At 61.0% G+C, this 25679-nt stretch carries 25 protein-coding genes; 16 read left to right on the forward strand and 9 right to left on the reverse strand.

The window, feature by feature from the left end; all coding sequences use genetic code 11:
- Positions 1–14 precede the first annotated feature (14 nt).
- On the forward strand, positions 15–710 hold the full coding sequence (locus GH665_RS24800; protein ID WP_153139827.1) for a 4'-phosphopantetheinyl transferase family protein: 696 nt from the start codon (positions 15–17) through the stop codon (positions 708–710).
- A gap of 26 nt (positions 711–736) precedes the next feature.
- On the opposite strand, the gene GH665_RS24805 is transcribed toward GH665_RS24800, so the two are convergent.
- The 3 genes from GH665_RS24805 to GH665_RS24815 form a co-directional block, all read right to left on the reverse strand.
- Complete coding sequence (locus GH665_RS24805; RefSeq protein WP_246216362.1) at positions 737–1558, reverse strand: 4'-phosphopantetheinyl transferase family protein; 822 nt, start codon at positions 1556–1558, stop codon at positions 737–739.
- 18 nt (positions 1559–1576) lie between these two features.
- The gene (locus tag GH665_RS24810; protein WP_153139829.1) at positions 1577–2056 is read right to left on the reverse strand and encodes a hypothetical protein; all 480 of its coding nucleotides are present in this window, start codon (positions 2054–2056) and stop codon (positions 1577–1579) included.
- Positions 2057–2183: 127 nt separating this feature from the next.
- Positions 2184–2846, reverse strand: a complete 663-nt coding sequence (locus GH665_RS24815) for a nitroreductase family protein (protein ID WP_153139831.1) — start codon at positions 2844–2846, stop codon at positions 2184–2186.
- A 256-nt stretch (positions 2847–3102) separates the two neighbouring features.
- Here GH665_RS24815 and GH665_RS24820 point away from each other — a divergent pair, with 256 nt between their 5' ends.
- Together GH665_RS24820 and GH665_RS24825 are read left to right on the forward strand one after the other, a co-directional pair.
- Positions 3103–4338, forward strand: coding sequence for a YbfB/YjiJ family MFS transporter (locus GH665_RS24820; protein WP_153139833.1), 1236 nt, complete (start codon positions 3103–3105; stop codon positions 4336–4338).
- 88 nt (positions 4339–4426) lie between these two features.
- Positions 4427–5572, forward strand: coding sequence for an alpha-hydroxy acid oxidase (locus GH665_RS24825; RefSeq protein WP_153139835.1), 1146 nt, complete (start codon positions 4427–4429; stop codon positions 5570–5572).
- A gap of 141 nt (positions 5573–5713) precedes the next feature.
- On the opposite strand, the gene GH665_RS24830 is transcribed toward GH665_RS24825, so the two are convergent.
- Positions 5714–5878: an FmdB family zinc ribbon protein gene (locus tag GH665_RS24830; protein ID WP_153139837.1), complete on the reverse strand. Its 165-nt coding sequence runs from the start codon at positions 5876–5878 to the stop codon at positions 5714–5716.
- A gap of 332 nt (positions 5879–6210) precedes the next feature.
- On the opposite strand from GH665_RS24830, the gene GH665_RS24835 reads away from it, so the two are divergent.
- From GH665_RS24835 to GH665_RS38810, 3 genes are all read left to right on the forward strand, one after another.
- The gene (locus tag GH665_RS24835; protein ID WP_153139839.1) at positions 6211–6696 is read left to right on the forward strand and encodes an adenosine-specific kinase; all 486 of its coding nucleotides are present in this window, start codon (positions 6211–6213) and stop codon (positions 6694–6696) included.
- Between the two features lie 80 nt (positions 6697–6776).
- The gene (locus GH665_RS24840; RefSeq protein WP_153139841.1) at positions 6777–7718 is read left to right on the forward strand and encodes an ATP adenylyltransferase family protein; all 942 of its coding nucleotides are present in this window, start codon (positions 6777–6779) and stop codon (positions 7716–7718) included.
- Between the two features lie 67 nt (positions 7719–7785).
- Positions 7786–7956 carry a hypothetical protein gene (locus tag GH665_RS38810; protein ID WP_167531002.1) on the forward strand — a complete coding sequence of 57 codons (171 nt, stop codon included), beginning with the start codon at positions 7786–7788 and terminating at the stop codon, positions 7954–7956.
- A gap of 81 nt (positions 7957–8037) precedes the next feature.
- Here the strand turns inward: GH665_RS38810 and GH665_RS24845 are convergent, their stop codons facing one another.
- Positions 8038–8886, reverse strand: coding sequence for a LysR substrate-binding domain-containing protein (locus GH665_RS24845; protein WP_153139843.1), 849 nt, complete (start codon positions 8884–8886; stop codon positions 8038–8040).
- Positions 8887–9013: 127 nt separating this feature from the next.
- Between GH665_RS24845 and GH665_RS24850 the strand changes: the two genes are divergently transcribed.
- Positions 9014–9661, forward strand: coding sequence for a LysE family translocator (locus GH665_RS24850; protein WP_153139845.1), 648 nt, complete (start codon positions 9014–9016; stop codon positions 9659–9661).
- Here the strand turns inward: GH665_RS24850 and GH665_RS24855 are convergent, their stop codons facing one another.
- Entirely contained in the window at positions 9662–10135 is a 474-nt protein-coding gene (locus GH665_RS24855; protein WP_153139847.1) for an Lrp/AsnC family transcriptional regulator, read from the reverse strand.
- Between the two features lie 394 nt (positions 10136–10529).
- Between GH665_RS24855 and GH665_RS24860 the strand changes: the two genes are divergently transcribed.
- Positions 10530–11150, forward strand: coding sequence for a LysE family translocator (locus GH665_RS24860; RefSeq protein WP_153139849.1), 621 nt, complete (start codon positions 10530–10532; stop codon positions 11148–11150).
- 6 nt (positions 11151–11156) lie between these two features.
- Here GH665_RS24860 and GH665_RS24865 read toward each other — a convergent pair whose 3' ends face one another.
- Together GH665_RS24865 and GH665_RS24870 are read right to left on the reverse strand one after the other, a co-directional pair.
- The gene (locus GH665_RS24865) at positions 11157–11537 is read right to left on the reverse strand and encodes a hypothetical protein (RefSeq protein ID WP_153139851.1); all 381 of its coding nucleotides are present in this window, start codon (positions 11535–11537) and stop codon (positions 11157–11159) included.
- Positions 11538–11978: 441 nt separating this feature from the next.
- Complete coding sequence (locus tag GH665_RS24870) at positions 11979–13034, reverse strand: LacI family DNA-binding transcriptional regulator (RefSeq protein ID WP_153139853.1); 1056 nt, start codon at positions 13032–13034, stop codon at positions 11979–11981.
- A 198-nt stretch (positions 13035–13232) separates the two neighbouring features.
- Between GH665_RS24870 and GH665_RS24875 the strand changes: the two genes are divergently transcribed.
- From GH665_RS24875 to GH665_RS24895, 5 genes are all read left to right on the forward strand, one after another.
- Positions 13233–14258, forward strand: a complete 1026-nt coding sequence (locus tag GH665_RS24875) for a TRAP transporter substrate-binding protein (RefSeq protein ID WP_153139855.1) — start codon at positions 13233–13235, stop codon at positions 14256–14258.
- Positions 14259–14347: 89 nt separating this feature from the next.
- The gene (locus GH665_RS24880; protein ID WP_153139857.1) at positions 14348–16234 is read left to right on the forward strand and encodes a TRAP transporter large permease; all 1887 of its coding nucleotides are present in this window, start codon (positions 14348–14350) and stop codon (positions 16232–16234) included.
- 103 nt (positions 16235–16337) lie between these two features.
- Positions 16338–16877, forward strand: a complete 540-nt coding sequence (locus GH665_RS24885; protein WP_153139859.1) for a VOC family protein — start codon at positions 16338–16340, stop codon at positions 16875–16877.
- Complete coding sequence (locus GH665_RS24890) at positions 16874–18172, forward strand: ribulose-bisphosphate carboxylase large subunit family protein (RefSeq protein ID WP_153139861.1); 1299 nt, start codon at positions 16874–16876, stop codon at positions 18170–18172. The genes GH665_RS24885 and GH665_RS24890 overlap by 4 nt, the downstream gene beginning before the upstream one ends.
- Entirely contained in the window at positions 18169–19572 is a 1404-nt protein-coding gene (locus GH665_RS24895) for a four-carbon acid sugar kinase family protein (RefSeq protein WP_153139863.1), read from the forward strand. The genes GH665_RS24890 and GH665_RS24895 overlap by 4 nt, the downstream gene beginning before the upstream one ends.
- Positions 19573–19597: 25 nt before the next feature.
- Here GH665_RS24895 and GH665_RS24900 read toward each other — a convergent pair whose 3' ends face one another.
- Positions 19598–19753 carry a DUF3309 family protein gene (locus tag GH665_RS24900; RefSeq protein WP_035519431.1) on the reverse strand — a complete coding sequence of 52 codons (156 nt, stop codon included), beginning with the start codon at positions 19751–19753 and terminating at the stop codon, positions 19598–19600.
- Between the two features lie 963 nt (positions 19754–20716).
- Between GH665_RS24900 and GH665_RS24905 the strand changes: the two genes are divergently transcribed.
- From GH665_RS24905 to GH665_RS24915, 3 genes are read left to right on the forward strand one after another with little or no spacing between them, the layout of a single operon-like run.
- Positions 20717–22096 (forward strand): undecaprenyl-phosphate glucose phosphotransferase, encoded by a 1380-nt coding sequence (locus GH665_RS24905; protein ID WP_153142289.1) that lies wholly within the window; start codon positions 20717–20719, stop codon positions 22094–22096.
- Positions 22097–22120: 24 nt separating this feature from the next.
- Positions 22121–24517 (forward strand): YjbH domain-containing protein, encoded by a 2397-nt coding sequence (locus GH665_RS24910; RefSeq protein ID WP_153139866.1) that lies wholly within the window; start codon positions 22121–22123, stop codon positions 24515–24517.
- Positions 24518–24536: 19 nt separating this feature from the next.
- Complete coding sequence (locus GH665_RS24915; RefSeq protein ID WP_153139868.1) at positions 24537–25277, forward strand: carboxypeptidase regulatory-like domain-containing protein; 741 nt, start codon at positions 24537–24539, stop codon at positions 25275–25277.
- Positions 25278–25679: the final 402 nt, after the last annotated feature.

Raw genomic sequence — 25679 nt, forward strand, 5'->3', positions numbered from 1 at the left:
TCCGAATCCTCGCGATGTATTCAATCGAACCTGTTCCACTACCGCATGAAGGCCCATCCGACGTTTCGTTGTGGCGGGTCGATTTCGCTTTCGAAGCATCGTTGGAAGATGCCGCGTTCGCCGCGCTTAGCAGCGACGAACGCACGCGAGCCGGCAACTTTCACCGCCACGAAGACGCGCTGCGTTTTGCCACCGTGCGTGTGGCGTTGCGCGAGCAACTCGCGCGACATCTCGGCATGACCGCACACGCCGTCCGATTCAGGCTCGATGAAAACCGCCGTCCCTGTCTCGCCGATTCCAACGCCTGCGACTTCAACGTCTCGCATGCGGGTGCGCACGGACTGATCGCGATGTCGCCGCGCCAGCGTGTCGGCGTCGATATCGAGCAATGCAGCGATACCTTCGATTGGCGTTCGATCGTATCGCTGACGCTCGACACGAGCGAGGCGGCATGGATCGAGCGGCTGGACGCCGCACAGCAGATCAGTGCGTTTTACGACGCATGGGTCGCGAAAGAAGCGCTCGTCAAAACAACGGGCGTGGGCATCACGCGTGGCTTGCAGCATCTCACGGTGCTGCCGCGCGACGGTCTTCAAGTGACGCTACGCAAGCAGATTCCCGACGACATGCGCGAGCTTGCCGCGCATTGGATCGCGGCGCCGGAAGGCTATATCGCCTGCGTGGCGTGGTCGACGAAAACGTTCGCGTAATACGAGGCGTGCGTGGCGCCAGGCGTCTACTTGCCGGGTTCGCCAAACACCATCGCTTTCGGCCATCCAATCGCCTGCACCCGCGTGACGGGCTGCGCGAGTGCAACTGCCGCGCGAATCTTGCCCGACATCGGTAAATCGAGCACATGCCAGCGGCCATGCTCCGCCAGATCGAACGCGCCGACGGCGGTATCGCTCGACAGCAGATCCAGGTCGAGATCGACGGGCGCATAGCGCAACGCATTGCACAAGCTGCCGTAACGCGCGCGTCGGCGTGAGCCTTCCGGCGTATCGTCGGGCGTGGCGCCGGGCGAGGGGACGACGACGCTCAGACCGAGCGTGGCCGATGCAATGCCGATCACGATCCAGATGCCGGCGTATGCGATATCGATTGTGATGCCTCGACCGTCATGCGGATGGCGCGCGCGCAGTTTTTCATGGCCGTCGTCCTGCAAATCGACGGCCTGCGGTTCGCAGTCGAACAGATTGGCGACGATCCAGCGTGTCACCACGCGCGCGCTGATAAAGCGTTTGCGCAGCGCCGAGTTCGGATGAAGCCGTGCACGTTCGCGCTCGACCTTCGAGAGCCACGCTTCGCCTTCCTGGACCGGCACCGGCAGCCACTCGCAGCGAAACCGCCACATCTGCAATTCACCCGCGCGCGGCGCGGCGACACTGGCCGGATAGTGGCGCGTCAGCGGATGCGAGACGAATTCCGGCGCGACGGCATGGACGATAGCGTGGGTGCTTCGAGCCGGTTGATCGGCGTGCAGGACGTTGGCGCGGTTCGCCGTCTGCGGCTCGATGCTGTCGCGCCCATGCGAGGACGTGCGATAAGCGAGTTCCATCGGCATACGCTTGGGCCCTCAATGCATATACGTGACGCGGCGCGCTTGCACGTCGAGTTCGACTCCGGCGTCGAGCAGGTCGATGGCGAACCAGCGAATCAGCTTCAACACACCACTGACAGCCGGCGCCGGCAGCCATTCGTTCAGCATGCGCAAGGCCGCGCCGCTGTGCGTTTTTTGCAGCAGCGCGATGGTTTGCAGAATCACGGCTTCGTCCTTGCCGAGATCGCTGGCGCAGCGGCATCGCATGTCGAGCGGGCGATAGGACACGTGCATCAGCGAACGCATCAGCAGATCGAAATGTTCGATGCCGTCCTGCCGCAGTCCCACGCCGCTCAGGATGTCGCGCCAGTGCACGCCGCCGCGCGCCGTTTCGCACGCTGGCCGCAGCCACGTGCGTACTGCGCTGAGGACCGTGCGATCGGGTGCATTGGCGGTGTCCGCCACGTGGTCGTCGACCAGTTCGGGACGGCTGCTGTATTGAGAGCGGAAGTTCATCGATGCTCCTGAATGGACACGGTCCAATGAGTCGCGCCGGCCTGATCGGATGAGAGCCGCGTCGCAGGCCAGCGCATGTCGCTTGCGACGGATAGGCGATGACGCAGGATTTGCGTCAGGGCGTGCTTCAAGTCTTTGCGGGTTGTGCCGGCAGCCATTCGCGTACGTGCTCGCTGCGCGCCGGACGTGCCGGTGCCTGGCCGGGCGTTTTCGGCGTGCCGACAAACAGGAATCCCACTAGCTGCTCGTTCGGCGCGAAGCCCAGCGCCTCGCGCAGTTGGGGTTCGTAGCAGTCTGGTCCGGTGGCCCAGAAGCCGCCGTAGCCGAGCGCGTGGATCGCATTCAGCATGTTCATCGTGGCGGCGCCAACCGCCAGCAACTGCTCGGTTTCGGGCACTTTCGAGTGGGCCGAGAGCGCTGCGCCTAGCGCGATCACGAGGGGCGCTGCGAATGCCTTCTGGCGCCGATGCGCATGCGCTGAGCGCGGCTCGCCGGGCGAACGGGCGCAGGCGAGGTCGACCAGCACGTCGCCCAGTTGGTCGCGTGCGTCGCCGCGGATCGTCACGAAGCGCCACGGCCGCAGATTGCCGTGATCGGGCGCGCGCAAGGCAGCGTCGAAAATCAGATCGAGCTCGGTGCTTGCCGGTCCCGGCTCGGTGAGCGGCCAATGAGACTGGCGCGACAGCAGCACCTCAAGCGCGGCCGTCGCCTTGGCGCTGGCGGCGGACTGAGGCGCGGTTGCTGTGCGTTCGCTTGCGGTTCCAGGACGGCTGATATCGAGCGTGCTCATGATTTTGGTATTCGGCTGATGGTATGGGCCGTATGATGAGCCAATTTTCCAGTAAATGCAAATCATTCGCATTTAGAAAGTGAATTGGACAGCGCATGGCATCGCGGATTGGCACACGCTGCGGGTGGTGCGGAGGGCTTGCAGCCGAATGCCGGGCTCATACTTGCAACTAACGGTCAACCGCGCGAGGCGCCCCCGGCTATGATGGCGAAATGCCGCAGCAAGCCTGCGCATCCTTGTCTACCCACGCTAGCCAATGCCAATAAAAACTCGAGACATCGCATCGACCTCACACCCCATTGAAGCGGCGCAGCGCCTGCCTACCTTGATGCTGGCCATTGGCCTGTCGTTAGGCAGCGCGATCGCGCTGGGCCTTGCCCGTTTTGCCTACGCGCTGCTGTTGCCGTCGATGAAACTCGACCTCGGCTGGAGCTTTGCCGAGGCTGGCGCGATGAACACCGCCAATGCGCTGGGCTATCTGCTGGGCGCGCTCGCCTTTCCGCAACTCGCGCGCCGCTGGCCGGCCGGTGTACTGTTCGGCGCCGGCTGCGCGGTCACCGCGCTTCTGATGGCGATCAGCGGTTTGCTGGCCGACACACATTCGCTGCTCGCGTTGCGTGTGGTTACCGGCGTGAGCAGCGCGGCGATTTTCATCAGCGGCGGCGTGCTTGCGGCGCGGCTTGCATCCGCGAGACCGCACGAGGCGGGATTGGTGCTCGGCCTGTATTACGGCGGGACCGGCTGGGGCATCGTCGCCTCGTCGGTGCTGGTGCCGTTGACGATTGTCGACGCCGTGCATGGCTGGCAGTTTGCGTGGTTCGCGCTCGCGGCGGCGTGTGCGGCATTTGCCGCGATTGCCGTCGGCGCCGCCAGGAAGATCGACAAGGTTCATGCGCCTGGCTCGTCCGCCGCACATGCTGCCGATACCGCCGAAGCGCCGCGCTGGCCGCGTTTCAGCCTCGCGCTGGCGGGCTATGGATTGTTCGGTGTCGGCTATATCGGCTACATGACGTTCATCGTCGCGCTGCTGCGCAACGCGGGCATGAGTGCGGCGGTGGTGACCGGCTTCTACCTGTTGCTCGGTGTGGCGACCGTGGTATCGGCGCGCCTGTGGTCCGGTCTGCTCGACCGGATGCGTGGCGGGCATGCGCTCGCGATACTCAACGCGTTGCTCGCGGTGGCAACGCTGCTGCCCGCGTTGTTCACGCAACCCTGGGTGGCGTTCGTCTCCGGCGTGTTGTTCGGCGCGACGTTTCTCTCGGCCGTTGCGTCGACCACGGCGTTCGTGCGCCACAATTTGCCGGTGAGTCACTGGGCCAAGGGCATCAGCGCATTCACGATCGTGTTTGCGTTCGGACAGATCGTCGGGCCGATGGTGATCGGCTGGGTCTCGGATGGCGCAGGTCTCGCCCGCGGGCTGGTTTATTCCGCGTTGCTGCTGGCGGCCGGCGCGGCGCTGGCGGCTTGCCAGAAGCCTTTACGTGAAGCCTGATTGAATTGTCCTAAGGAATTACCGGAATACCGGGTGACTATCTCCACAACGTACACTCGGTCCCTTGTTCCCTGCGCAGAGAGAAATCGTGCCCGTCATCACCTGCATCGAAGATTTACGCGTGCTCGCTCAACGGCGTGTGCCGCGCATGTTCTACGACTACGCCGACAGCGGCTCGTGGACTGAAAGTACCTACCGCGCCAATGAGAGCGATTTCCAGCGCCTGAAGCTGCGTCAGCGCGTGGCGGTCAACATGGCCGGCCGCAGCACGCACACGGAAATGGTCGGTCAGGCGGCCGCCATGCCGGTGGCGATCGCGCCGACGGGTTTGACCGGCATGCAGCATGCCGACGGTGAAATCCTCGCGGCACGCGCGGCCGAGAAATTCGGCGTGCCGTTCACCTTGTCCACGATGAGTATCTGTTCGATCGAGGACGTTGCCGCCCAGACCACCAAACCGTTCTGGTTCCAGCTTTATATGATGCGCGACCGCGATTTCATTGTGCGGTTGATCGAGCGCGCTCGCGCGGCAGGGTGCAGCGCCTTGATGCTGACACTGGATCTGCAGATTCTTGGGCAACGCCACAAGGACATCAAGAACGGGCTCTCGGCGCCGCCCAGGCTGACCCCCGCGAATCTCGTCAATCTCGCGACCAAGCCGCGCTGGTGTCTCGGCATGCTCGGCACCCGGCGGCGTACCTTCGGCAACATCGTCGGTCATGCGAAGGGTGTGGGCGATCTGTCCTCGCTGGGCTCGTGGACCGCCGAGCAGTTCGATCCCACGCTGAGTTGGGCGGACGTCGAGTGGGTCAAGAAGCAGTGGGGCGGCAAGCTCATTCTGAAAGGCATCCTCGATGCTGAAGATGCGCGCCTTGCCGCCGACAGCGGCGCGGACGCGTTGATCGTCTCCAACCATGGCGGGCGCCAACTGGACGGTGCACCCTCTTCGATCGCGGCGCTGCCCGAAATCGCACGCGAGGTCGGCTCGCGCATTGAAGTGTGGATGGACGGCGGCATTCGCAGCGGACAGGACGTGCTGAAGGCGGTTGCGCTCGGCGCGAAAGGCACGCTGATCGGGCGCAGCTTCCTCTACGGCCTGGGTGCGATGGGCGAGGCGGGCGTCACGCGGTGCCTCGAGATCATCCACAAGGAACTGGACATCACCATGGCCTTTTGCGGGCACACCGACATCCGTCAGGTAGACGAGCGAATCCTGCTGCCTGGCACGCGTTGAAGGCCGGCGGCTGACGACTGACAATTGACGATTGGCGGCGTGCTATGTCGTGAGCACATGCTTACGCCTGCGCGCCGTCCGCACTTCAGCCGCGTACATTGTTTGCGGAAATAGAACGCCACCGACGCGAGTTAAGAGAACTCAGCTCTTTCTGGACGTCTTCGCGACAAAGGGTGTCGGCACGTGCTGACAGGTCTCGCTTCCGCACTTCGGGCAGAGCGGATGAGCGCTCTCATGTTCAGCGAGATGTTCAGCGTGCTCGAACAACTCGCCGCATTTCTCGCAGCGATATTGGTACGTCGGCATGGTTTGTCCCTCCAACACACGTCCTACCTGGGCTGGACAGGTGCGGTTCGCCAGCACGATCCAGTACGGTGAAAATTCATTCTAGTGCAGCAAATGCGCAGTCATGTGGCACATCTTGCCCAACGTTAGCGGGTAGTGATGACGCCACCCTGCGGCCCGCACTTTCGCTGATGGCGGGTTCGTACTAGGCTTGATTGGGGAAGGCAGCCGCGGGCCGGCGAAACGCGACCAACCGGGATTCGCTGACTTCGTTGACTTCGTTGACTTCGTTGACTTCGCTGACGAAAGCAGCCTTCTCCAAGTGCTTCCGGCGCAACCGAGCGAGGTCCGCTATGCAACTGCTTACGGTAACAATCGTCAAACCCGAGGCGACGAACTTCATCCTGGGGCAAAGCCATTTCATCAAATCCGTCGAGGATCTGCATGAGGCCATGGTCGGTACCGTTCCTGGTATCAAGTTTGGTCTGGCCTTTTGTGAAGCGTCGGGTAACCGGCTTGTGCGGCGCTCCGGCACCGACACTGACCTGATCGAGCTGGCTTGCCAGAATGCGATGACCATCGCCGCGGGCCACTGCTTCGTGATCTTTCTCGGCGATGGTTTTTATCCAGTCAATGTTCTGAACGCGATCAAGGCCGTGCCGGAGGTCTGCCGGATTTTCTGCGCGACGGCGAATCCCACCCAGGTTCTGCTTGCCGAGACCGACCAGGGGCGCGGTATTCTGGGTGTGGTTGACGGGTTCCCGCCGCTCGGCGTGGAAGACGAGGAGGGCGTTCAATGGCGCAAGGATTTGTTACGGGCTATTGGGTACAAGGCGTAGGTGTGCGGCTTACTCCTGTTCAGCGACATGCGCGCTTGCGACGTGCGCGTTCGCGACACGGGCACCGGTCTGCCTGAACTGTGGGACATCCCCCTCTCCAGCCCGGCACCCTATGGCCGGCTATCCTGTACCAGACCGAGCATGCGCTGCGGTGCGGCGCGTTGCGGCCGATCGAGACAACCCAGGCGCTGATCGAAGACCGCGGCGTACGGTTTCTCGTTCGCCAGGTTTCAAGCCTCGCTCGCAAGGAGGAGGCGCGCCAGGCGCCCAAAGATCACAAGGCCGTCAAGACCGACGGAGCCGCGACGCGCAGCGCGATCAATCCGTTCCTGCCTTATGATCCAGACCTCTTTGTGGCCGATCTCTCGGACACGCACATCGCGTTGCTCAACAAATTCAACGTCATCGATCATCATCTTCTGATCGTCACACGTTGCTTCAGATCGCAGGAAACGCTGCTCGATCTGGCGGACTTTGCTGCCTGGTTTGTCTGCCTGGCCGAGTTCGATGGCCTGGGTTTCTACAATGGCGGCGCGCAGGCGGGTGCGAGTCAACTCCACAAGCATTTGCAGATCGTGCCGTTGCCGCTTGCGGAATCAGGTCCGCCGCTTCCCATTGAGTCTGTTCTTGGGTCAGTACGCATGGAAGGTCGGCTTGGCAAGGTACCGGGTCTGCCGTTCCGGCACGCCATCGCCTGTCTGGAACGGGCACCTGCCGCGTCACGCCACGCTGCACAGGAAGCGCTCGATTGCTACCACGCATTGCTCGACGCGGTGGGCCTGCGCGCAATCGAAGCGAGTGGCGAACTGCACCCGTCGGCACCGTACAACCTGCTTGTCACCCCGCGATGGATGCTGCTGGTGCCACGGACCCTGGAGCGAGTAGAGGGCATTTCGGTGAACGCACTGGGGTTCGCGGGATCGCTCTTTGTGCGCGACACAGCACAGATGCAAATCATCAGAAGGCTGGGTCCGATGACCGTGCTGGAACGCGTCGCGGTTCCTATCGTCATGGGACAATGAAAGCCGACGTCGCTATTTCTCCAGTCGCCTAAAATATAAGCATGGTTTCGCCTCAAAGGAGGTTGCCATGACTGAATCGATGATGAGTTTCGTAGTGGGAATCGTGGTGGTGTGCTGTCTTGTGATATTTACAGCGGTACGCTACAGGCGCGAACACAAAGACCAGTTGAACGACCAGCCGGTTTCCCGCTGGCTGCACGCCCATCCGCTCAAAGACTGGCTGCATCATAAGCACTGAAGACCTGGGCGTTCCGTTGCGCGGCAGGCAGGCGCCGGCGTAGCGGCAACGCCCCCGGTCGAGAAACCGGCGTAGTCCCGCTTAAATCCTCAACTCAGACAGAATCTGTTCAGCGAGAAAATCGCAGGGCGGCCGTGCCGAGCGGGCACTGCGCGCAAGGACCACTTCGAGTTCGTTCAGGGGCGGCAAGCCTTCATTCTGCGAGAGTTGAACAAGGTGCGCCGGAACGCTGCATCGTGCGAGCGGCGCTATCGCGAGCCCGGCTTCGACCATGCTGATAAGGCCCAGCAAACTCGGGCTTTCGTAGGACATCCGATACTTGATATTTTCACGCTGAAGCGCGCTGACGGCATAGGCGCGTGCTGTACTGCCGTGTTCGAAAACGGCAATGGGAAGTGGCCGCTCTTTCCACACTTTCCTTGCGGGCGACCCGGCCCACACCATCGGCTCGAAGCGAATAAATTCGCCCACCACGCCCCGCGTTTTCGTGAAGCAGGCCAGGTCGAGCGTGTTGTCTTTCAGCAAGGGAACGAGCGCATTGCTGGGCAAACCGATGACGCGAATCTCCACACGGGGATGCGCAACCGCGAACTTTCCCAGAACCGGAGGCAGCAACGATGAAGCGTAGTCGTCGGGCACGCCGATCGTGACGCGGCCCTTCATCTCCGGGCGAACCACCGAAGCCCACGCTTCCTCCCGCATGGCAAGCATCCGACGGCCATAGTCCAGAAGCGTCGTGCCCTCGGCGGTAATCGCGACGTTGCGGGTGCTTCGCACGAAGAGCGGTTTCCCCAACGCATCTTCAAGTGCTTTGATCTGCATGCTCACCGCCGACGGTGAACGGTGCACGGACGCCGCCCCTCCCGCGAACGATCCTGTATCGGCGACCGCCGCCACCATTTCCAGCACGTCGAGATCGAGTTTTTTCACTTTAAGCCGCTTTCAAATTCGTCAGAAAATCTGAGCAATGGGTTCAGTTTAATTCGTTTTACTGGCGTATGCATATCGGCCGATACTGATGCCACTCATGCTGAGCCCTTGAAGGGAGCCCGCGACAATGCACGGTACGGTATCGATTTACGGATTTCTGGCGGTCGGCGGCATGCTTGCTGTGACACCGGGTCCGAACATGGTCTACGTCATGTCGCGCTCGATTGCGCAGGGACGCACGGCCGGGCTGATATCGCTGGCGGGCGTCATGCTCGGATATCTCTTCTATATGTTCGGCGCGGCGTTTGGCATCACCGCGCTTTTCCTGAGCGTGCCTTATGCCGCCAGCGTGCTGGGTGCGGTGGGCGCGGCGTATCTGTTCTATCTGGCGTGGCAGGCGGTGAAGCCGGGTGGCCGCTCTCCGCTGGAGGTTCGTGAGCTGCCGCGCGAACGGCCGCGCCGGCTTCTGGCGATGGGGGCAACCACCAGCCTGTTGAATCCCAAACTCGCGATGATCTTTCTGTCGCTCCTGCCGCAATTCATCGACTATCAGGACGGCAGTGTTTTCAGGCAGTCGCTCATGCTCGGTTCACTGCTGATTGTGGCGTTCGCTTCGGTCAACGGGCTGGTGGCAATCTGTTCCGCCAGCATGGCGACGTTCCTCTCCCGTCGTCCAGGACTCCTGCTGGCTCAGCGCTGGATGATGGGCGTTGTTCTGATTGCACTCGGTGTGCATATGACCGTCGACGCGTTGAAGCTGGCAGGCATCGCCTGATCAGATCGCGATCGACGGGATGCTCTTCATGCAGCGGAGGGCAAACATCGAGCGGCTATGGCGGATGCCGGCGATCTTGTAGAGCTTCTCGCGTAGAAAACGCTCGTATCCCGCCGTACCGTCGACCGCCACTTTCACCAGGTAGTCGTAGTCGCCCGACACCAGATACGCTTCCAGCACTTCCGGCAACATCGCCAGTTCGGCGCCGAAGCGGGCGAGGGCATCGTCGTCGTGACGGTCGAGCGTGACTTCGAGCAGCACTACGTCGGCGAAGCCGAGTTTCTGCTGATCGAGCAAGGCGACATAGCCCCGGATATACCCCTCGGTTTCCAGTTGACGCGTGCGATTCCAGCACGCCGTAGTCGACATGCCGACCAGATCGGCGAGCTCGGCATTGCTCAGGCGCGCGTTCTTCTGCAACTCGCGCATGATCTTCCGATCCTGGTTATCCAGTGGACGATTTCGGGTAGACATGGCATCAACGGAAGTTTATTCAGATAAATACCATTCTAAAGGAAGATCGTTCTGTGTGCGGCGGATGATTGCACCGCTTTAAGAAGCATATCCAGCCTGCCTCCTGGTATATTTTCAGGGTGCATTCATGCCCGGGACAACCGTCCGGGCCGCCGGCCCCGGGCCGGCGGTCTTGCGCGGCCACAAGCTGCCATCCGGTGTCTCGCTGCCTTCATAGGAAGACAGCACGCGGGCGAATTCCGGCGTCACCCGCGCCGGAAGACGCGCTCGCCGGGCATGGTGCATTTTCTTAACCGAATGCTTGCCGGCACCGGGCGTCCATCCGCTGTCCTTGAACGATCTTCGAGCGCGGCGATGGCGCGCACGACTGGTCAAGCCGCAACCTGGCCCACTGATGTCGATCCAGCTGTACGTTTCATTTCTCCTCGCTTCTCTCGTACTCGTTTATTCCCCTGGTCCGGTCAATGTACTGACGATGAGTCAGGCGCTCAGCGCCGGCTGGCGCGCCGCGTTGCCCTGCGTGTGGGGCGGCACCTGCGCCGTGCTGCTTCAGTTGGCGTTCACCGCGCTCTGTCTGAACTCGCTGCTGCTGATCGACGCGCGCGCATTGATCGGGTTGCGCTGGGCCGGCGCGATCTATCTCGTGTATCTCGGCTGCAAGCAATGGCGTAGCGGCAGCCTGGCGGCTTCCGCCGGCGCGGATCAGCAGCGCAGTCTGTTCTGGCGCGGGTTCGCTACGTCCGGGCTCAACCCGAAGACGCTGTTATTTTTCCCGTCGTTTTTTCCGCAGTTCATCAGTGCGCCTTCGGATGAGGTGCACTGGTCCGCGAATCAGCAATATCTGCTGCTGGCCGTGACGTTTGCGCTGGTGTTCGCATTGGGCGTGGCATCGACGGCGGTGTTTTCGCACCGTCTGCGCACGGTGCTGCAACGGCCGAAGCGATTGCGCGTGGTCAATCGCCTGATGGGCAGTTTGCTGGTCGGCATGGGCGCATTGATGGCGGCGGTTCGCTGATCCCGTTCAACTGGGTTTGCCCGGCGCTCTGACCGCGCTTTGCACAGCGACACTGCGATAGGCGTCGCGACAGAATTGCATGCCGCCTTCATGCGTACCGTTGACGGCAGCGGCGATATGCACGGAACGTTCCGGACTTTCAACCCGTTCCGGCGTTGCGGGATTGACGAGGGCTGCGTTGATGGCGAGCGGATCGGTAGACGAAGCCCGCATGATGCCGATGCCCTTGATCGTCACGGCGAGACAGGGGTCCGGCACTTGTGGGCCATGAGTGGCGGCGACGTTGAAATTGATGTTCAGCGTCCAGAAGCCCTCATGAATGTTCTGATGAATGATCACTGCCCTCACCACGTCCTGATGTGACAGCGTGTATTCGTTGCTTGCCATCGGTCCCTCCTTGCTCGTACGCAGTCTGTGCGTGCGTGTGCAGATATGGCATTTTGCGCGGACTAGGGGACCTAGTTTTACGCACCGTTTTGTACAGTGCAAGTGAAAAGGAATAGGTGCCGATCCATCACTGGTATCGATGGACGGCGACACGGGGGACGAGGCCCTCGGGAAACGCGGCTTGCCCGGACAGGCAGCGCCGCGTGGACCGATCTTCAGGTGAACTGTCTATGCTGCAACGAGTTAATGGAAGATGAGGTACAGGATAATCAGCACGATAAGCGGGACGCCAAGCAGCCAGCCGAGAAGGTAAGGCATGATGTGATCTCCTTGTGTATCAAAGATTGAATACGCTGGAGACTGAGCATCCGGCATGCCTGACGTGATTCGCCGTCGCGGACCTGCTGGCAAGTTTCAAACCCTCGCTTCAAACCCCGCGAATCAAGGCAAATTCTCCCTCAGTACAATACTGAACTGCACGGGTTTAACGTCACTCATCGCCTCGCGTTTTTCCCGTACGTTGCGGAAAATGCGCAAACAATTCCCCACCATGGCCTGCGGTGTTTGTGTGATCAATGCATCCATCGTCCCGTCGATCAGGAGGGCTCTCGTGTCCGGCGTCAATCCGTGCCCGACAAACAGGATCTTCTGCTCGGCACGGGCTTCGACAATCGCGCGAGCGACCCCGTCAGATCCACCGCCACTGTTGTAGATTCCCGCGAGATCAGGATGCTGTTCCAGCAGCTTGCGCGTCTGCGCATAGTTGCGCTCGCTATCGTCGTGCCCCTCTCGCAAACCAATGACCCGCACCTGCGGAAACGTCGATTCGATCAGGTGCAGAAAACCGATCTCGCGTTCTTCATGGCCACGATAGTTGAGGCTGCCCGCCAGCATCGCGATCTTCCCACTCGGCCGTGGTCCCATGAAGCGTCCCAGCAGCAACGCTGCCGTTCGTCCGGCTGAGCGATTGTCGATGCCCACGTACGCCAATCGCCGCGCGTTCGACAAATCTGAAATCAGCGTAATTGCCGGTACACCTTGATCGGCAAGCGTATTTACCGCATCGCGTACGACGGGATGCTCGAGCGCCATGAACACCACCCCGTCCGCACGTTGTCCGTAGTGCAGCAGACGGTCGGCGAGTTCTTTCGGGTTGAAACTCTCGACGTAGTGGACGCGGCATTTCATGTCCAACGCATTCCATTGATCGTGCGCGAAGTCGATGTAATCGCCGAGCATGTGCAAATAGCGATTGGTGCCGGCGGGCAGAAGAAACGCAATGCGCATGGGTTTTGAAGCAGACGCCGTGGGTGTTTCCGGCGTGAGCAGATAGCCGAGTTGCGCGGCCGCCTGAAGCACACGTTGCGCGGTGACCGCGCGTACGCCTTCGCGGCCATTGAGTACGCGATCCACCGTGGCGGTCGAGACGCCGGCGGCGCGCGCAATGTCGGGAATGCGCGCCCGCGTGGCTGCGGTGACGAGAAGCGGTTCGGACATAGCCGTCCTTCGCAGAGTGGAAGTCCATCAAAAACCATCAAGTTCGCGGTTTGACAGCAATTGCCGCGCACGCCTAGTCTTGCAGCTATCACACGACGGCTGACACGCAGTGACCGGAAATCAGGGCAGTGTCAGCGGATGATGATGGTTTTTGATGGATTCGACAGTCACATCAATTATAAGCAAGGAGACACCCAAATGACCAACCTCGCGAGACGCACGTTGCTGCGTGCCGCTGCCGCCATGCCGGTAGCCGGCGCGCTGGGCTTTCCCGCGATCGTGCGCGCGGCGTCCGGCCCGGAATTCGTGTTCAAGTACGGCAACAATCTGCCGCTCACGCATCCGCTGAACGTGCGCTCGCAGGAAGCGGCCAACCAGATCAAAGAGGCGTCGAAGGGGCGCATGGAGATCCGGATATTCCCTAACAACCAGTTGGGCGGCGATACCGACATGCTCGCGCAGGTGCGTAGCGGCGGCATCGAGATGTTCACGCCGTCCGCACTGGTGGTTTCTACACTCGCGCCATCGGTCGCGATCAATGCGGTCGGCTTTGCGTTTAGCGACTACAACCAGGTGTGGAGCGCGATGGACGGCAAGCTTGGCGCCTACGTGCGCGCCGCGATGCAGAAGGCCGGGCTCGAGTCGTTCGAAAAGATGTGGGACAACGGTTTTCGTCAGACCACGACCAGCAACGGGCCGATTGTCAGCGCGCAAAACATGCGCGGTCTGAAGATCCGTGTACCGGTGAGCCCGCTTAGCATCGACATGTTCAAGGGCCTGGGCGCCGCGCCGACCAGCCTGCAATTCAGCGAAGTCTATTCGTCGCTGCAAACGCATATCGTCGACGCACAGGAAAATCCGCTGCCGATCGTGCAGGTCGCGAAACTCTACGAGGTGCAGAAGTATTGCTCGTTGACCAACCACATGTGGGACGGCTACTGGTTCGTGCTGAACCAGCGCGCGTGGCAACGTTTGCCGAAGGACCTGCAAGGGATCGCCAGCGATGCGTTCAATCAAGGCGCGCTGAAACAACGCGACGACGTTCGCAAGCTCAATGAAGCTGCCGTCGCGGATCTGCAAAGCAAAGGCCTCGCCATCAACCGTCCTGCGCCGGACACGTTCCGCGCGGCGCTGCGCCAGGCGGGTTTCTACGCCGAATGGAAGAGCAAGTTCGGCACGCAGGCGTGGGACCTGCTCGAACAATCGGTCGGCAAGCTGGCTTAACCGCAAGCGATGAACCTTGAGTTCCGACCGTGCGGCACATCGATGAGCATGACGCGAAGCGCGGCGAGCGGCCGCGAGGAGGCATCCGTATGTCGAATCACGCATTGAATCCGGCCGAGGCAGCCGTCGCGCTGCACGCGGCGAGCCTGCCGCGCCGCTGGCTGCGAAGCTTCGATCGCGGCTTGATCGCGCTCGTCGAGGTCTGTGCGGCGGCACTGCTGGCGGTGGAGATCGTCGTGCTGCTGGCGGGCGTGATCTGCCGCTATGCGCTGCACCAGCCGCTGGTGTGGTCGGACGAACTTGCCGGGATTCTGTTCCTGTGGCTCGCCATGCTCGGCGCCGTACTTGCGTTGCGGCGCGGTGAACATATGCGGATGACGGCTTTCGTCAGCCGTCTTTCGGCGCAGCGGCGCGCATTCGTCGATACGCTGGCGATCGCCGCGTCGATCGCCTTACTCGCGCTGCTGATCGGACCCGCCTACGACTATGCATCGGGCGAGGCGGCGATCGTCACACCCGCACTGGAGATCAGCAATGCATGGCGCGCGCTCGCGTTGCCGATTGGTGCAGCGCTTATGTTGACCGTTGGCCTGATTCGTCTTGCGCAGGTGAGTCGCTTGCGCGACGTGCTGATCGTGCTCGTGATTGCCGCGCTATTGGGCGTCGTGGCTGTATTCGCCGGTCCGTGGTTCCAGACGCTTGGTAAGGCCAACCTGGTGATCTTCTTCGTCGGCGTGGTGGCGATCGGTATTTTTTCAGGCGTGCCCATTGGCTTTTCGTTCGCGCTTGCCACGTTCGGCTATCTCGGGCTTTCGACCTTCACGCCGCTCGAGGTTGTAGTGGGTCGTATGGATGAGGGGATGTCTCATCTGGTGTTGCTGGCGGTGCCATTGTTTGTGTTTCTCGGTTTGCTGATCGAAATGACCGGCATGGCGCGCGCGATGATCGAGTTTCTCGCGAGCCTCGTCGGGCACTTGCATGGTGGTTTGTCGTTCGTGCTGATCGGTGCGATGTATCTGGTATCGGGCATTTCCGGTTCGAAAGTCGCGGACATGGCGGCGATCGCGCCGGTGCTGTTCCCGGAAATGAAAAAACGCGGTGCTTCAGAAGGCGACCTGGTTGCGCTGCTTGCCACCACCGGCGCGCAAAGCGAAACCATTCCGCCGAGCATTGTGCTGATTACGATCGGTTCGGTGACCGGCCTGTCGATCTCCGCGCTTTTCACTGCGGGGATGCTGCCAGGCGCCGTGCTTGCGTTGATTCTGTGCGTGGTGGTGTGGTGGCGCTACCGCAAGGAGGACCTGAGCGGCGCGCAGCGTTTCAGCAAGCGGCAGATCGGGCGTCTGTTCATTGTCTCGCTGCCGGCACTCGCGCTACCGTTCGTGATCAGAATGGCGGTGGTCGAAGGTGTGGCGACAGCGACCGAAGTATCGACCATCGGCATTGCGTATTCGATGGTGATCGGGCTGCTCGTCTACCGGCGGTTTGAGTGGAAGCGCCTTGGCCGCATGCTGGTGGACGCAGCGACCCTGTCCGGTGCGATCCTGTTCATTATCGGTTGCGCGACGGCCATGGCGTGGGCGCTGACGCAATCCGGCTTCTCGCAGGACCTCGCACAACTGATGGGCTCGATGCCCGGCGGCGCGTATGGTTTTCTCGCCGTGTCGATCGTCGTATTCGTGATGCTCGGCAGTGTGCTCGAAGGGATTCCCGCCATCGTGCTGTTCGGACCGCTGCTGTTCCCGATTGCGCGGATCGCGGGCGTCAATGAAGTGCACTACGCGATCGTCGTGATCCTGTCGATGGGTGTGGGTCTGTTCTCGCCGCCATTCGGAGTCGGCTACTACTCGGCGTGTGCGATCAGCAAGGTCAATCCCGACGCGGGTATCCGTCCGATTGTCGGTTATATGGCGGCTTTGATCGTCGGCCTGATTCTGATCGCGGCGATTCCCTGGCTTTCTATCGGTTTTCTCTAAGGTCTCTTTTAAGTCTCGTTACGGGTTCGACATTCGGGCGCTGCGTTCCCGCTGCGCCGGGGCGTCGCTCGTCTTTCAAAACTGGCAGCATTGGGAGAGTTTCATGAGTCGTTTCTTTGGCGAGATCCGTCAGGCGGGTTATGTAGTGCGCGATATCGAGGCCGCGATGGACTACTGGAGCCGCGTACTTGGCGTGGGTCCGTGGTTCTACAACGAACGCGTGCCAATCGAGAATTACACGTACCGTGGGCAATCGTACGACGTGCATAACTCGGTGGCGCTGGCGAACTCGGGCACGCTGCAGGTCGAGCTGATCCAGACCCGCAATGACGCGCCGTCCATGTATCGCGACTTTCTTGCCGCGGGACACACCGGTTTGCAGCACAACGCTTACTGGACCACTTCATTCGATGCCGATCTTGCGCGTTTGCAGGAGCAAGGCTTCAAAGTCGCGATGAGCGGCGAGGTGGGGCGTAATGGGCGTTTCGTTTACTTCGACACTGAAAATCATCCAGGCACGGTGGTCGAGTTGTCGGAGATCGCGGGGCCGAAGGGCAAACTGTTCGACATGATCTACGCGGCCTCGCGAGATTGGGACGGTCGTGATCCGGTGCGCCGCTTTCCCGATCTGAGCACGCTATGAACACGATATTGCGGGCGCAGACCGTCACCGACGAGTGCCTCGAAGCCGACTATCTGATCGAGACGCCGCTCGATCCCGCGCGCGTGGCCGACGTGATGGCCGGCGAGCAGTCGAGCGGCACCTTCGTGCGGGTCGCGAATGAATCCGACGCGCTACGCGCGCGCAGTCGCGCCAGCGTGGTGCGAATCGACGAGCTCGAGCCGGCTTCGCAGCCCAGCTTGCCGAGCGCGTGGCTGGCGCGTCAGGGCACGCAAGGACCGTGGCGGCGCGCTCGCGTCACGTTGTCGTTTCCATTGGCCAACATCGGCGTGAATCTGCCGACGCTTGCCGCGACCGTTGCCGGCAATCTGTATGACCTCGGTGAAGTGACCGGCATGCGGCTGTTGTCGCTGCGCTTGCCGGCCTCATATCGCGCGCGCTTTGAATTGCCGCGTCATGGCGTAGCCGGTACGCGGGCGCTGACGCAAGTCGCGGACAGGCCGATGATCGGCACCATCATCAAGCCGAATGTTGGTTTGAGTGCCGAAGAAACCGCGGCGCTGGTGCGCGAGTTGTGCGAAGCGGGTGTCGATTTCATCAAGGATGACGAAGTGTGTGCGAATCCCGCGCATGCTCCGCTTGCTGAGCGCGTGCGCGCGGTGATGAAAGCAGTGCGCGACTATCGCGAGCGCAGCGGCCGCCCCGTCATGGTCGCGTTCAATATCACCGACGATCTCGACGCGATGCGCCGTCACGCGGAACTCGTCGAGCACGAAGGCGGCAGTTGCGTGATGGCCAGCATCAACTGGTGCGGCTTTTCGGCGATCCAGACGCTGCGCCGCGCAACGCCACTCGTGCTGCATGCGCATCGAAACGGCTACGGCATGATGTCGCGCGATCCGGCGCTCGGCATGTCGTTTCAGGCGTATCAGACGCTCTGGCGATTGACGGGTGTCGACCATATGCACGTGCACGGTCTCGCCGGTAAATTCGCGCAAAGCGACGCCGAGGTGATCGAATCCGCACGCGATTGTGCTGCGCCACTCGCACCGGGTTGCGACGATGCCGTGTTGCCCGCATTTTCGTCAGGACAATGGGCGGGCACCGTGCCGGCGACGTTCGATGCCGTGCACTCCACCGACGTATTGTTCATGTCGGGCGGTGGCGTTCTCGCGCATCCCGACGGTCCTGCGGCCGGCGTCACAAGTGTTCGGCAGGCATGGGAGGCGGCGCAGGCGCACACGCCGCTGGAACGTTACGCCGAACATATGCCGGAATTGCGGCGTGCGCTGGAGTTCTTCGGCAGCCGACCATGAGCGACACGCGGGAGGTGAATGGCATGAGCGGCATGAGCAGCGCGGGCCCCGCTTATGGTTTCTACGGCGACGACTTTACGGGCGCGACCGACACGCTCGCTCATCTCGCCCGCGCCGGCTTGCGCACCATGCTGTTCTTCGCTCCGCCAGATGCCCAACGGCTGTCGATGCTGGGCCGGCTCGACGCAGTGGGTATCGCGGGCGCCGCGCGCACCATGCAGCCCCATGCGCAACATCAGGAGCTGGCACGGGTGGGGGCCGCGTTCGCCGCGCTAGGCGTGCGCGTGATGCACTACAAAGTGTGTTCGACCTTCGACAGTGCGCCGCAGACCGGCAGCATCGGCGTGGCAATCCGCACATTGCGCGAGTACTGTGCGAACTCGCTCGTGGCCGTGGTGGGGGGGCAACCGAGTCTGCGTCGCTATTGTGTATTCGGCGAACTGTTTGCGGCTGGCGGTGAAGACGCTCATCAACAATCGGTCTACAGAATCGACCGTCACCCGACCATGAGCCGTCATCCCGTCACGCCGATGAATGAAGCGGACTTACGAGTTCATTTGCAACGTCAGGGATTGAAGAATGTGCAATCGGTCGATTGGCGTTGTTACGCGCGCGGGGACGCGGCGCTGCAAACCGAACTGGATTGCCTGCTCGAATCGAAACCAGATGCCGTGCTATTCGACGTACTCGACGACTCGCATTTGCAAGCGATTGGCGGTTTGATCGCCCGTCATGCCGCGATCCGCTCGCCACTGCTTGCGGTTGGGGCGAGTAGTGTGGCGCAGGCTTATGTCAGTGCGCTCAATGATGTGGTGGACCGAGGAGAAGTCAGTGCCGTGCCTGCGCCGCTGACACGCGCACGGGGCCCGGTGTTCGTGCTGGCCGGCAGTCTTTCCCCTTTGACGGAAGTGCAGATCGCCGCGGCACAGTCTTATCTGCGTGTAGAACTGGACCCGCAGCAAATGACCGGCAATGCGGCGCCGGATTATCTGGCTGAACGCGTCGCGGCAATCGTCGGGCCGTTGCGCGATGGACGCAATGTGCTGGCTTTCACGACCCGGCGCATGGCGCATCCCATAGCCGACGCTGCACGCAGCGTGATGCCGCAACTCGCTAATGCGAATGCCGCATTGCTGAAAGCGGTGCTTGGCAAGGTGAGACTGCAGCGCATCGGGATCGCAGGTGGGGATACATCGAGCATCGCCGTGCGCGCGCTCGATGCATGGGGGTTGTCGTATCTTGCTCCCTTGTCGGCGGGCGTCACCGTTTGCCGTCTGCACGCTGAGCGGAGTGAACTCGACGGCATGGAAGTCATGCTCAAGGGCGGTCAAATGGGCGATGCCGATCTGTTCGAGCAACTGCTGAACGGCTATGCCGGCGATGAAGCAGCCGACAGCTAGCCGCTCTTAAGCAGCGCAATACCGGCTATATGACGCCAGTGAGGACCAGCACAATCACGACGATCACTACGAGTCCGAGACCGCCTGTTGGCCCATAACCCCACGCACGGCTATGAGGCCACGTCGGAAGCGCACCGATGAGGAGAAGGATCAGCACGACCAGAAGAATAGTTCCCAACATATTAATTACCTCCGCTTGGATTGACAGGACCTATCTGTCACGACAGCCGTGCGGCCCGCGGTTGAGCGGGCTCGCGAAAGGCAGTATCGATGCCGTGGGTTCAGCAAGCCATGTGCCCAACAGCGAAAGTCGGAGCGCATATCTGTTTAAAACGAACGTCTGCGTTCTTGCGAGGCGCCGTTTTATTCATCTGAGGTGGGACGCTTCGACCGTTCCCCCGGATCGGTTTCCTCTGCCTTAAGGGACCTTAAGGCACCTTAAGGCATCTTCCTCATAGCCCTCGTTGGACTTTTCGCAGCGCTCCTGCCTGCCCGCCTCCGTTCTGGTTCGATGAGCGCCGTTACGGGCGGCGTTACGTAACGGGCGCGTTACCGGGCATGTTTTTGCGTTTTATTTGACGGCTTTCCAGGCGACCGTTCCAGGGAAAAAACGTATCTGCGACAAGGGTTTGTCCCATATATTAAAGCTGATTGTAAAAAAAATATAACGATTGGCACGGTTGCTGCTTTAAAGGTTGCGCGGTGCATAACACAGACAACACAAGCAGTAAGCAGCAGTAGCGAAGTTCGAGTCAACGACTGACCTGGTCGGGGGTTATCAGGTCAGTCTCCTCAACGTACAAGCGGTTTGATCTCTGGTTCGGATCTCGCCGTGGCGGCGTTTGCCTGAGTACCCAGATTGGACGGGTGCGAGCGGCTTGCAGCACATCCCCTATCGCTGTTCAGGAACGTCCAGTCGTGTCGTTTCGCGCTGGATGAATGAAATCCAGATTGTTTTTGTATTGCGCGCTTCTTCGCGTGCCGGGGTGGTTTTGTTGTCGCGAAGAGCGTGGTGGTTGATGTACGAGAGACATGGGCTGCTGAAGCAAACATAAGTTGAGCAGCTCCACAAGAACGTTTGGCGCGAGAGACCAGCGCGGGGATAAGTATGGATACGGCGAATTTTTCGCAGCAAAGAAGAACGATACCGGGGTTGCAAGGCCTGATCTCACGCTTGCTCGATGTGATGCTCGTCGTCCTGGGGGCGTTGGCTGCATCGCAGGTGCGCTTTGAAGACCTGACGCAAAGCCGTATCGATACCGCGTTCGTTGCGTTTGCCGCGGCCTTTACGCTGGTTCTGTTCCCTACTTTCGGTGTCTATGGATCGTGGCGTGGGCGGGCGATGTTGCGCATGGCCGGTCAGGTGTCACTGGCGTGGTTCGTCGTTCAGGGCTTTGGCCTTGTGTTGATGTTTTCGCTGCATCGCACGGATTTCATCTCGCGTCTCTGGTTTGCCTACTGGATGGCCATTACGGGGGGCGCGTTGATTGCGTCGCGTCTGCTTGTGCACGCTGTGCTGGCACGCGTGCGCCATGCGGGGATGAATCTGCGTCGGGTTGCCGTGGTCGGATGCGGTGCGCATTGCCACCAGGTCGTGCGCAATATCGAAGGCTCGAGTGCGAGTGGTTTTCGCGCGGTGGCGGCCTTCGATGTGCGGCCGGTGCTGGGAACGATAGGTTCGGGCGTGCCGGTGTACGACGACATCGTCAAGTTCGCTGCCTACGTGAGATCTCACGACGTGAGCGAGTTGTGGCTTGCGTTGCCTCTCTCCGAGGAACGCACGATCTCGCGCTTTGTCGCCGAGTTTCGCGACGATCTCGTGAACGTGCGTTTTGTGCCTGATATGCGCAGCGTTGCGCTGTTCGATAGCGGCATGATCGATTTGATCGGGATGCCTGCAATTAATCTGGTTGCGTCGCCGGTACCGGCTCGCGCGTTAGTGAAGAAAGAGATTTTCGATCGCCTGTTCGCCGCTTGTGCACTGCTGGCGCTTGCACCGCTGCTCGTGGCAATTGCGATTGCCATCAAGTTCTCTTCGCGAGGGCCTGTGTTTTTCACGCAGAAGCGCAAGGGCGCGGACGGCCGCATCTTCAAGATCTACAAGTTCCGCTCGATGCGTCCTCATGCCGTGGAAACAGGCGTGCTGAAACAGGCGACGCGGGGCGATCCGCGTATTACGCGAGTAGGTGCGTTTCTCAGGCGTACCAGTCTGGATGAGCTGCCGCAATTCTTCAATGTGCTGCGCGGCGATATGTCGGTGGTGGGGCCGCGGCCTCATGCGATCGAACACGACGAGCTTTATCAGAAAGTCGTGAACGGCTATATCCATCGGTACCGAATCAAGCCGGGTATTACGGGGTGGGCGCAGATCAACGGATTCAGAGGGGAGACAGACCAGATCGAGAAGATGCAAGGACGCGTCGAACATGACCTGTATTACCTGCGCAATTGGTCATTCGGGCTCGACATGCGGATTGTCGCGGCGACGATAGCGAAAGGGCTGATCCATAGCAACGCGTACTGACACTTGCACACAATAAGAAAACACATGGCCACGAGATCACGCGGACAACTATTCGTATTGGCGCCGACAGCCGTTGCAGTCGCTTCCTTTCTGGCATTTTCGGCATCGGTACAAGCGGCCGAGCCGGCGTTGAATGCGTTAGGCCAGGCCGGTGGCCTAGTCATTCCGTATGCGTTTGCTTTGCCCGAAGGTACAGGAGAAGTTCAGTACAACAACTACATCGACCCGCGATACGGAAAACAGGCGACCGGCTCAGAAGTCTATTGGGGCGCCTTCGGACTGCTGCCTTACGTTGAAGTTGCGGGCGGGCTGGCCAACTATCCGACGGTCAAGTCGGTTCAGTTCACTGGCGAGGAGCATTTCATATTTCGGCATCTGATGGCCAATGTCAAGGTCGAAGTACCGAAGTTCTTCAAGTATCAGCCGAACATTGCGTTCGGTGTGACGGACATTGGTGGTCAGACACATTTCTTCCGTTCGAAGTACGGCGTGGTGTCGCAAGCGTTCGGACCGGTGACATTGACGGCCGGTTACGGCCGGGGCGATCGACTTGACGGTTTGTTCGGCGGCGCGCAGGTCTCGCTGTGGAACACGGGGCTGTCGCTGCTCGCAGAAGATGATTCGAAGACGCCTTATGCCGGTGTACGTTATCAATCGCCGCGAATTAGCTGGCTTGCCGATGCGAACGTGATCGGCACGTTCATGCGCTCGATTCGTTCGACCGATGGCGTGGCGCCGCGCACTTCATTCTCGGTGGGCATTCAGATTCCGCTGGGCAAGCGCTTTAGCGGTGCGCGTTGTGCAGAGGGCTTGTGCGACGGGCCGCAAGTACCCGCAGCCCAAACCGCGGATGCCGACGATGACGGCGCCATCCGCCTCGCCAGCCTGCAACCGGTGGACACACGCGCAGCCAATGCCGGGCACAGTGCACTGGCCGCCGCGCCGATCACGTATGTGCCGCCTTTGCAGTCGTATGCGTCCGTGATGCTGAGTGACGTGACAGCGGGTAAATCGTCCGACACGCCGTCTGCCGCCATTCCGGAAGCGCTGGATACCTCCGCGCTCGATGAGATCGCCGCGCAACTGTTTGCTGCCGGACTCGAACGTGTGCGTGTCGGGGTCAGCGGTCGCGATCTGGTGGTCGAGTACGAGAACCATCGCTACAACCAGAACGAAGCCGATGCGCTCGGTATTGCGCTCGGTGTCGCGAGTGTGAATGCACCTCATGGCACCGCCAGGATTCACGTGGTCATCAAGAAGGCCAATGAACCAATAGGCGAAGTCATTGTGGACCGCGACGCATTTGCGCAGTTCATTGCCGGCGGCGCGCCGACAGCTGCGGGTGCTTCATTGACGATGCGTACGCGTCCAACCTACGACGCGGATTCGATCGCATGGCATGGCAACGAACACACGCATGGGTTGACGCGGATTCAGATCGAGCCGGTGGTCAGTTACCTGTACGGCACCGAGTACGGTGTCTTCGATGTTTCGCTGGGCGCCAACATTGAAGGATTCGTGCCGCTTTGGCGGGGTGCGGAGTTGTACGCGAGCTATATCGCGCCGCTCTACAACACCAAAAACATGGACGAGGGCCGGGTGTTCAGCGATTACCGCTTGCGCGGTGGCCTGAATGCGGTCGCCCTGGCGCAAAGCTTCTGGATCATGCCGCAAGTGTTCAACGTGGCATCGATCGGAAAGTTCGACTACTCGTACGTCGGTGTGCAGAACGAAACCACGGTATTCGTGCCGGGACGCCCCGATCTGATTCGTCTGCGGCTCGCCTATTTTCACCATGAACCGGGTCATGACGAATTGCCGAGCGAGAAGAATGCCGAGCTGACTTACCGCTGGGTCCAACCGTCCTGGAAGCTGTGGATCGAAGCCGGGGTGGCGCGTTTTGTTGGAGGAGACAAGGGACCGGTTGCGACACTGACACGCTGGTTCGACGACGTATCAGTGAGTGTGCATGGCGAACATAGCGGGCAGGGCACGTTTGTGGGGGCAGCAGTCAGCTTCCCACTGACGTTGCGCCAGGGCATGAAGCCGGGGATCAGCCAGGTGTACGGCTCGGAGCAGTTCGGGCTCGATTTCCGCACGCGGGTGGGCTCGACGAATTACCTGTCGGCCAATGCGGCGGAGAACATGAGTTTCCCGTATAGCACACAGCAGTATTTGTTGAATCAGGGCCGCTTTAGCGGCGAGTACTTCTCGACTCAGCTCTATCGGATGCGTGATGCGTATCTGCGTTACGGGCGGCCGCCTAGTGACGGTACTGACGGCACTGACCGCACGAAACAGAAACCGCAAGTGAGTGTGCCTGCCGTGTCGACGGGCGCCGTGCTTTCACAGGGCATCTGCGGAAACGGTTTGCAGGGTGTAGGCGACGGACGGGCTTTGGCACCGGTCAATTGTGAATGACTTTCTTTGGAGATAGGCGATGAAGCTTCTAAACGGCGCCACGCTGCGCTCGCTGCAGTTCGGATCGATCGTGCTTGCCACCAGCGCGCTGGTCGCATGTGGTGGTGGAACCAGCACCGGCAGTTCGCCGGTCGGGACGGTAAACGGCACGGCCGCTGTTGGCGCGGCACTCGCTAACGCAAGTATCACGCTGGCCTGCAAGAACGGCTCGGGCAGTGCAACGGCAAATTCGAACGGCGCTTATACGGCGACCTTCGCGTTTGACGGTCCTTGCGCGATTACCGCGACCAGCGGTGCGATCACGATTCACTCGTTTGCTGCCGGCGCGGGTACTTTCAATGTGACGCCGCTGACAGAACTGTTGCTGGACTACCTGGCGGGGCAATTGGGTACGACTGTGAGCGGCCTGCTAGCGGGGATTTCTTCTAACTCTTCGTATCAGAGCGCGCTGTCGAACAGTACGGTGATTGCGAATGCTCAGGCGGCGGTGGCGACGCTGATCAAGAACACGTATGGAATCACGCTTTCTTCGTCGTCGTTCCTGACGGTTTCGTTTACGCCTGGCGCTCCGGGCGCGGATGCGGATCTCGACACCTTGTTGGCGGCTGGCGCGATTACCAGCAACGGTCAACCGGCGGCGTCGCTCTCGAGCGCTGCAACGGCAGCGGGCGCAGCAGCACCGATTTCCGGCGGAAGCGGCAGCAATGGATCGACCGGCGGTACGGGCGGCACCGGCGGTACTGGCACAACGACTAAATGAGTGCAGTGCGTTAGTGCTTGAGAGGCAGGACATTCGATCATCTTCACGCGTTACGGCAGGACGTTACGTAACGCAGGTCGGGGTCCTCCTTCCTGCCGCCTCAAATTGGACGCGAGACAGGAAGAGGACCCGCTTATATCGGCACTTACCCACGTAAACGTTCTCGGAAGCGATCGGGAAAGCGGCTGAACTGTTTGGCACGGTTAATGCTCGATAAGGGCGGTCGTCCAGGACGCATCGCAGCGGCAGCGGAAATCATGATCGATGGTCGTTGCGAGCACAACAGAATTGACAGACAACGTTTTCCGATTGAGCCGGCTAGTTCGGAAACGGCAGTTCATTGAGGTGAAGGATGGTTGACCCGCGAGATCTGTCTGTCTCGATCGTCGCCATGTAGTACGG

Origin of the sequence: Paraburkholderia agricolaris (genome assembly GCF_009455635.1) — a bacterium.
GTDB classification, from domain to species: domain Bacteria; phylum Pseudomonadota; class Gammaproteobacteria; order Burkholderiales; family Burkholderiaceae; genus Paraburkholderia; species Paraburkholderia agricolaris.

What these genes read in the sequence shown, in the direction of transcription:
- GH665_RS24800 (WP_153139827.1), top strand. Translation starts at nt 15, where the DNA reads ATGTATTCAATCGAACCTGTTCCACTACCGCATGAAGGCCCATCCGAC.
- GH665_RS24805 (WP_246216362.1), bottom strand. Translation starts at nt 1,558, where the DNA reads ATGGAACTCGCTTATCGCACGTCCTCGCATGGGCGCGACAGCATCGAG.
- GH665_RS24810 (WP_153139829.1), bottom strand. Translation starts at nt 2,056, where the DNA reads ATGAACTTCCGCTCTCAATACAGCAGCCGTCCCGAACTGGTCGACGAC.
- GH665_RS24815 (WP_153139831.1), bottom strand. Translation starts at nt 2,846, where the DNA reads ATGAGCACGCTCGATATCAGCCGTCCTGGAACCGCAAGCGAACGCACA.
- GH665_RS24820 (WP_153139833.1), top strand. Translation starts at nt 3,103, where the DNA reads ATGCCAATAAAAACTCGAGACATCGCATCGACCTCACACCCCATTGAA.
- GH665_RS24830 (WP_153139837.1), bottom strand. Translation starts at nt 5,878, where the DNA reads ATGCCGACGTACCAATATCGCTGCGAGAAATGCGGCGAGTTGTTCGAG.
- GH665_RS24835 (WP_153139839.1), top strand. Translation starts at nt 6,211, where the DNA reads ATGCAACTGCTTACGGTAACAATCGTCAAACCCGAGGCGACGAACTTC.
- GH665_RS38810 (WP_167531002.1), top strand. Translation starts at nt 7,786, where the DNA reads ATGACTGAATCGATGATGAGTTTCGTAGTGGGAATCGTGGTGGTGTGC.
- GH665_RS24850 (WP_153139845.1), top strand. Translation starts at nt 9,014, where the DNA reads ATGCACGGTACGGTATCGATTTACGGATTTCTGGCGGTCGGCGGCATG.
- GH665_RS24855 (WP_153139847.1), bottom strand. Translation starts at nt 10,135, where the DNA reads ATGTCTACCCGAAATCGTCCACTGGATAACCAGGATCGGAAGATCATG.
- GH665_RS24860 (WP_153139849.1), top strand. Translation starts at nt 10,530, where the DNA reads ATGTCGATCCAGCTGTACGTTTCATTTCTCCTCGCTTCTCTCGTACTC.
- GH665_RS24865 (WP_153139851.1), bottom strand. Translation starts at nt 11,537, where the DNA reads ATGGCAAGCAACGAATACACGCTGTCACATCAGGACGTGGTGAGGGCA.
- GH665_RS24870 (WP_153139853.1), bottom strand. Translation starts at nt 13,034, where the DNA reads ATGTCCGAACCGCTTCTCGTCACCGCAGCCACGCGGGCGCGCATTCCC.
- GH665_RS24875 (WP_153139855.1), top strand. Translation starts at nt 13,233, where the DNA reads ATGACCAACCTCGCGAGACGCACGTTGCTGCGTGCCGCTGCCGCCATG.
- GH665_RS24880 (WP_153139857.1), top strand. Translation starts at nt 14,348, where the DNA reads ATGTCGAATCACGCATTGAATCCGGCCGAGGCAGCCGTCGCGCTGCAC.
- GH665_RS24885 (WP_153139859.1), top strand. Translation starts at nt 16,338, where the DNA reads ATGAGTCGTTTCTTTGGCGAGATCCGTCAGGCGGGTTATGTAGTGCGC.
- GH665_RS24890 (WP_153139861.1), top strand. Translation starts at nt 16,874, where the DNA reads ATGAACACGATATTGCGGGCGCAGACCGTCACCGACGAGTGCCTCGAA.
- GH665_RS24895 (WP_153139863.1), top strand. Translation starts at nt 18,169, where the DNA reads ATGAGCGACACGCGGGAGGTGAATGGCATGAGCGGCATGAGCAGCGCG.
- GH665_RS24900 (WP_035519431.1), bottom strand. Translation starts at nt 19,753, where the DNA reads ATGTTGGGAACTATTCTTCTGGTCGTGCTGATCCTTCTCCTCATCGGT.
- GH665_RS24910 (WP_153139866.1), top strand. Translation starts at nt 22,121, where the DNA reads ATGGCCACGAGATCACGCGGACAACTATTCGTATTGGCGCCGACAGCC.
- GH665_RS24915 (WP_153139868.1), top strand. Translation starts at nt 24,537, where the DNA reads ATGAAGCTTCTAAACGGCGCCACGCTGCGCTCGCTGCAGTTCGGATCG.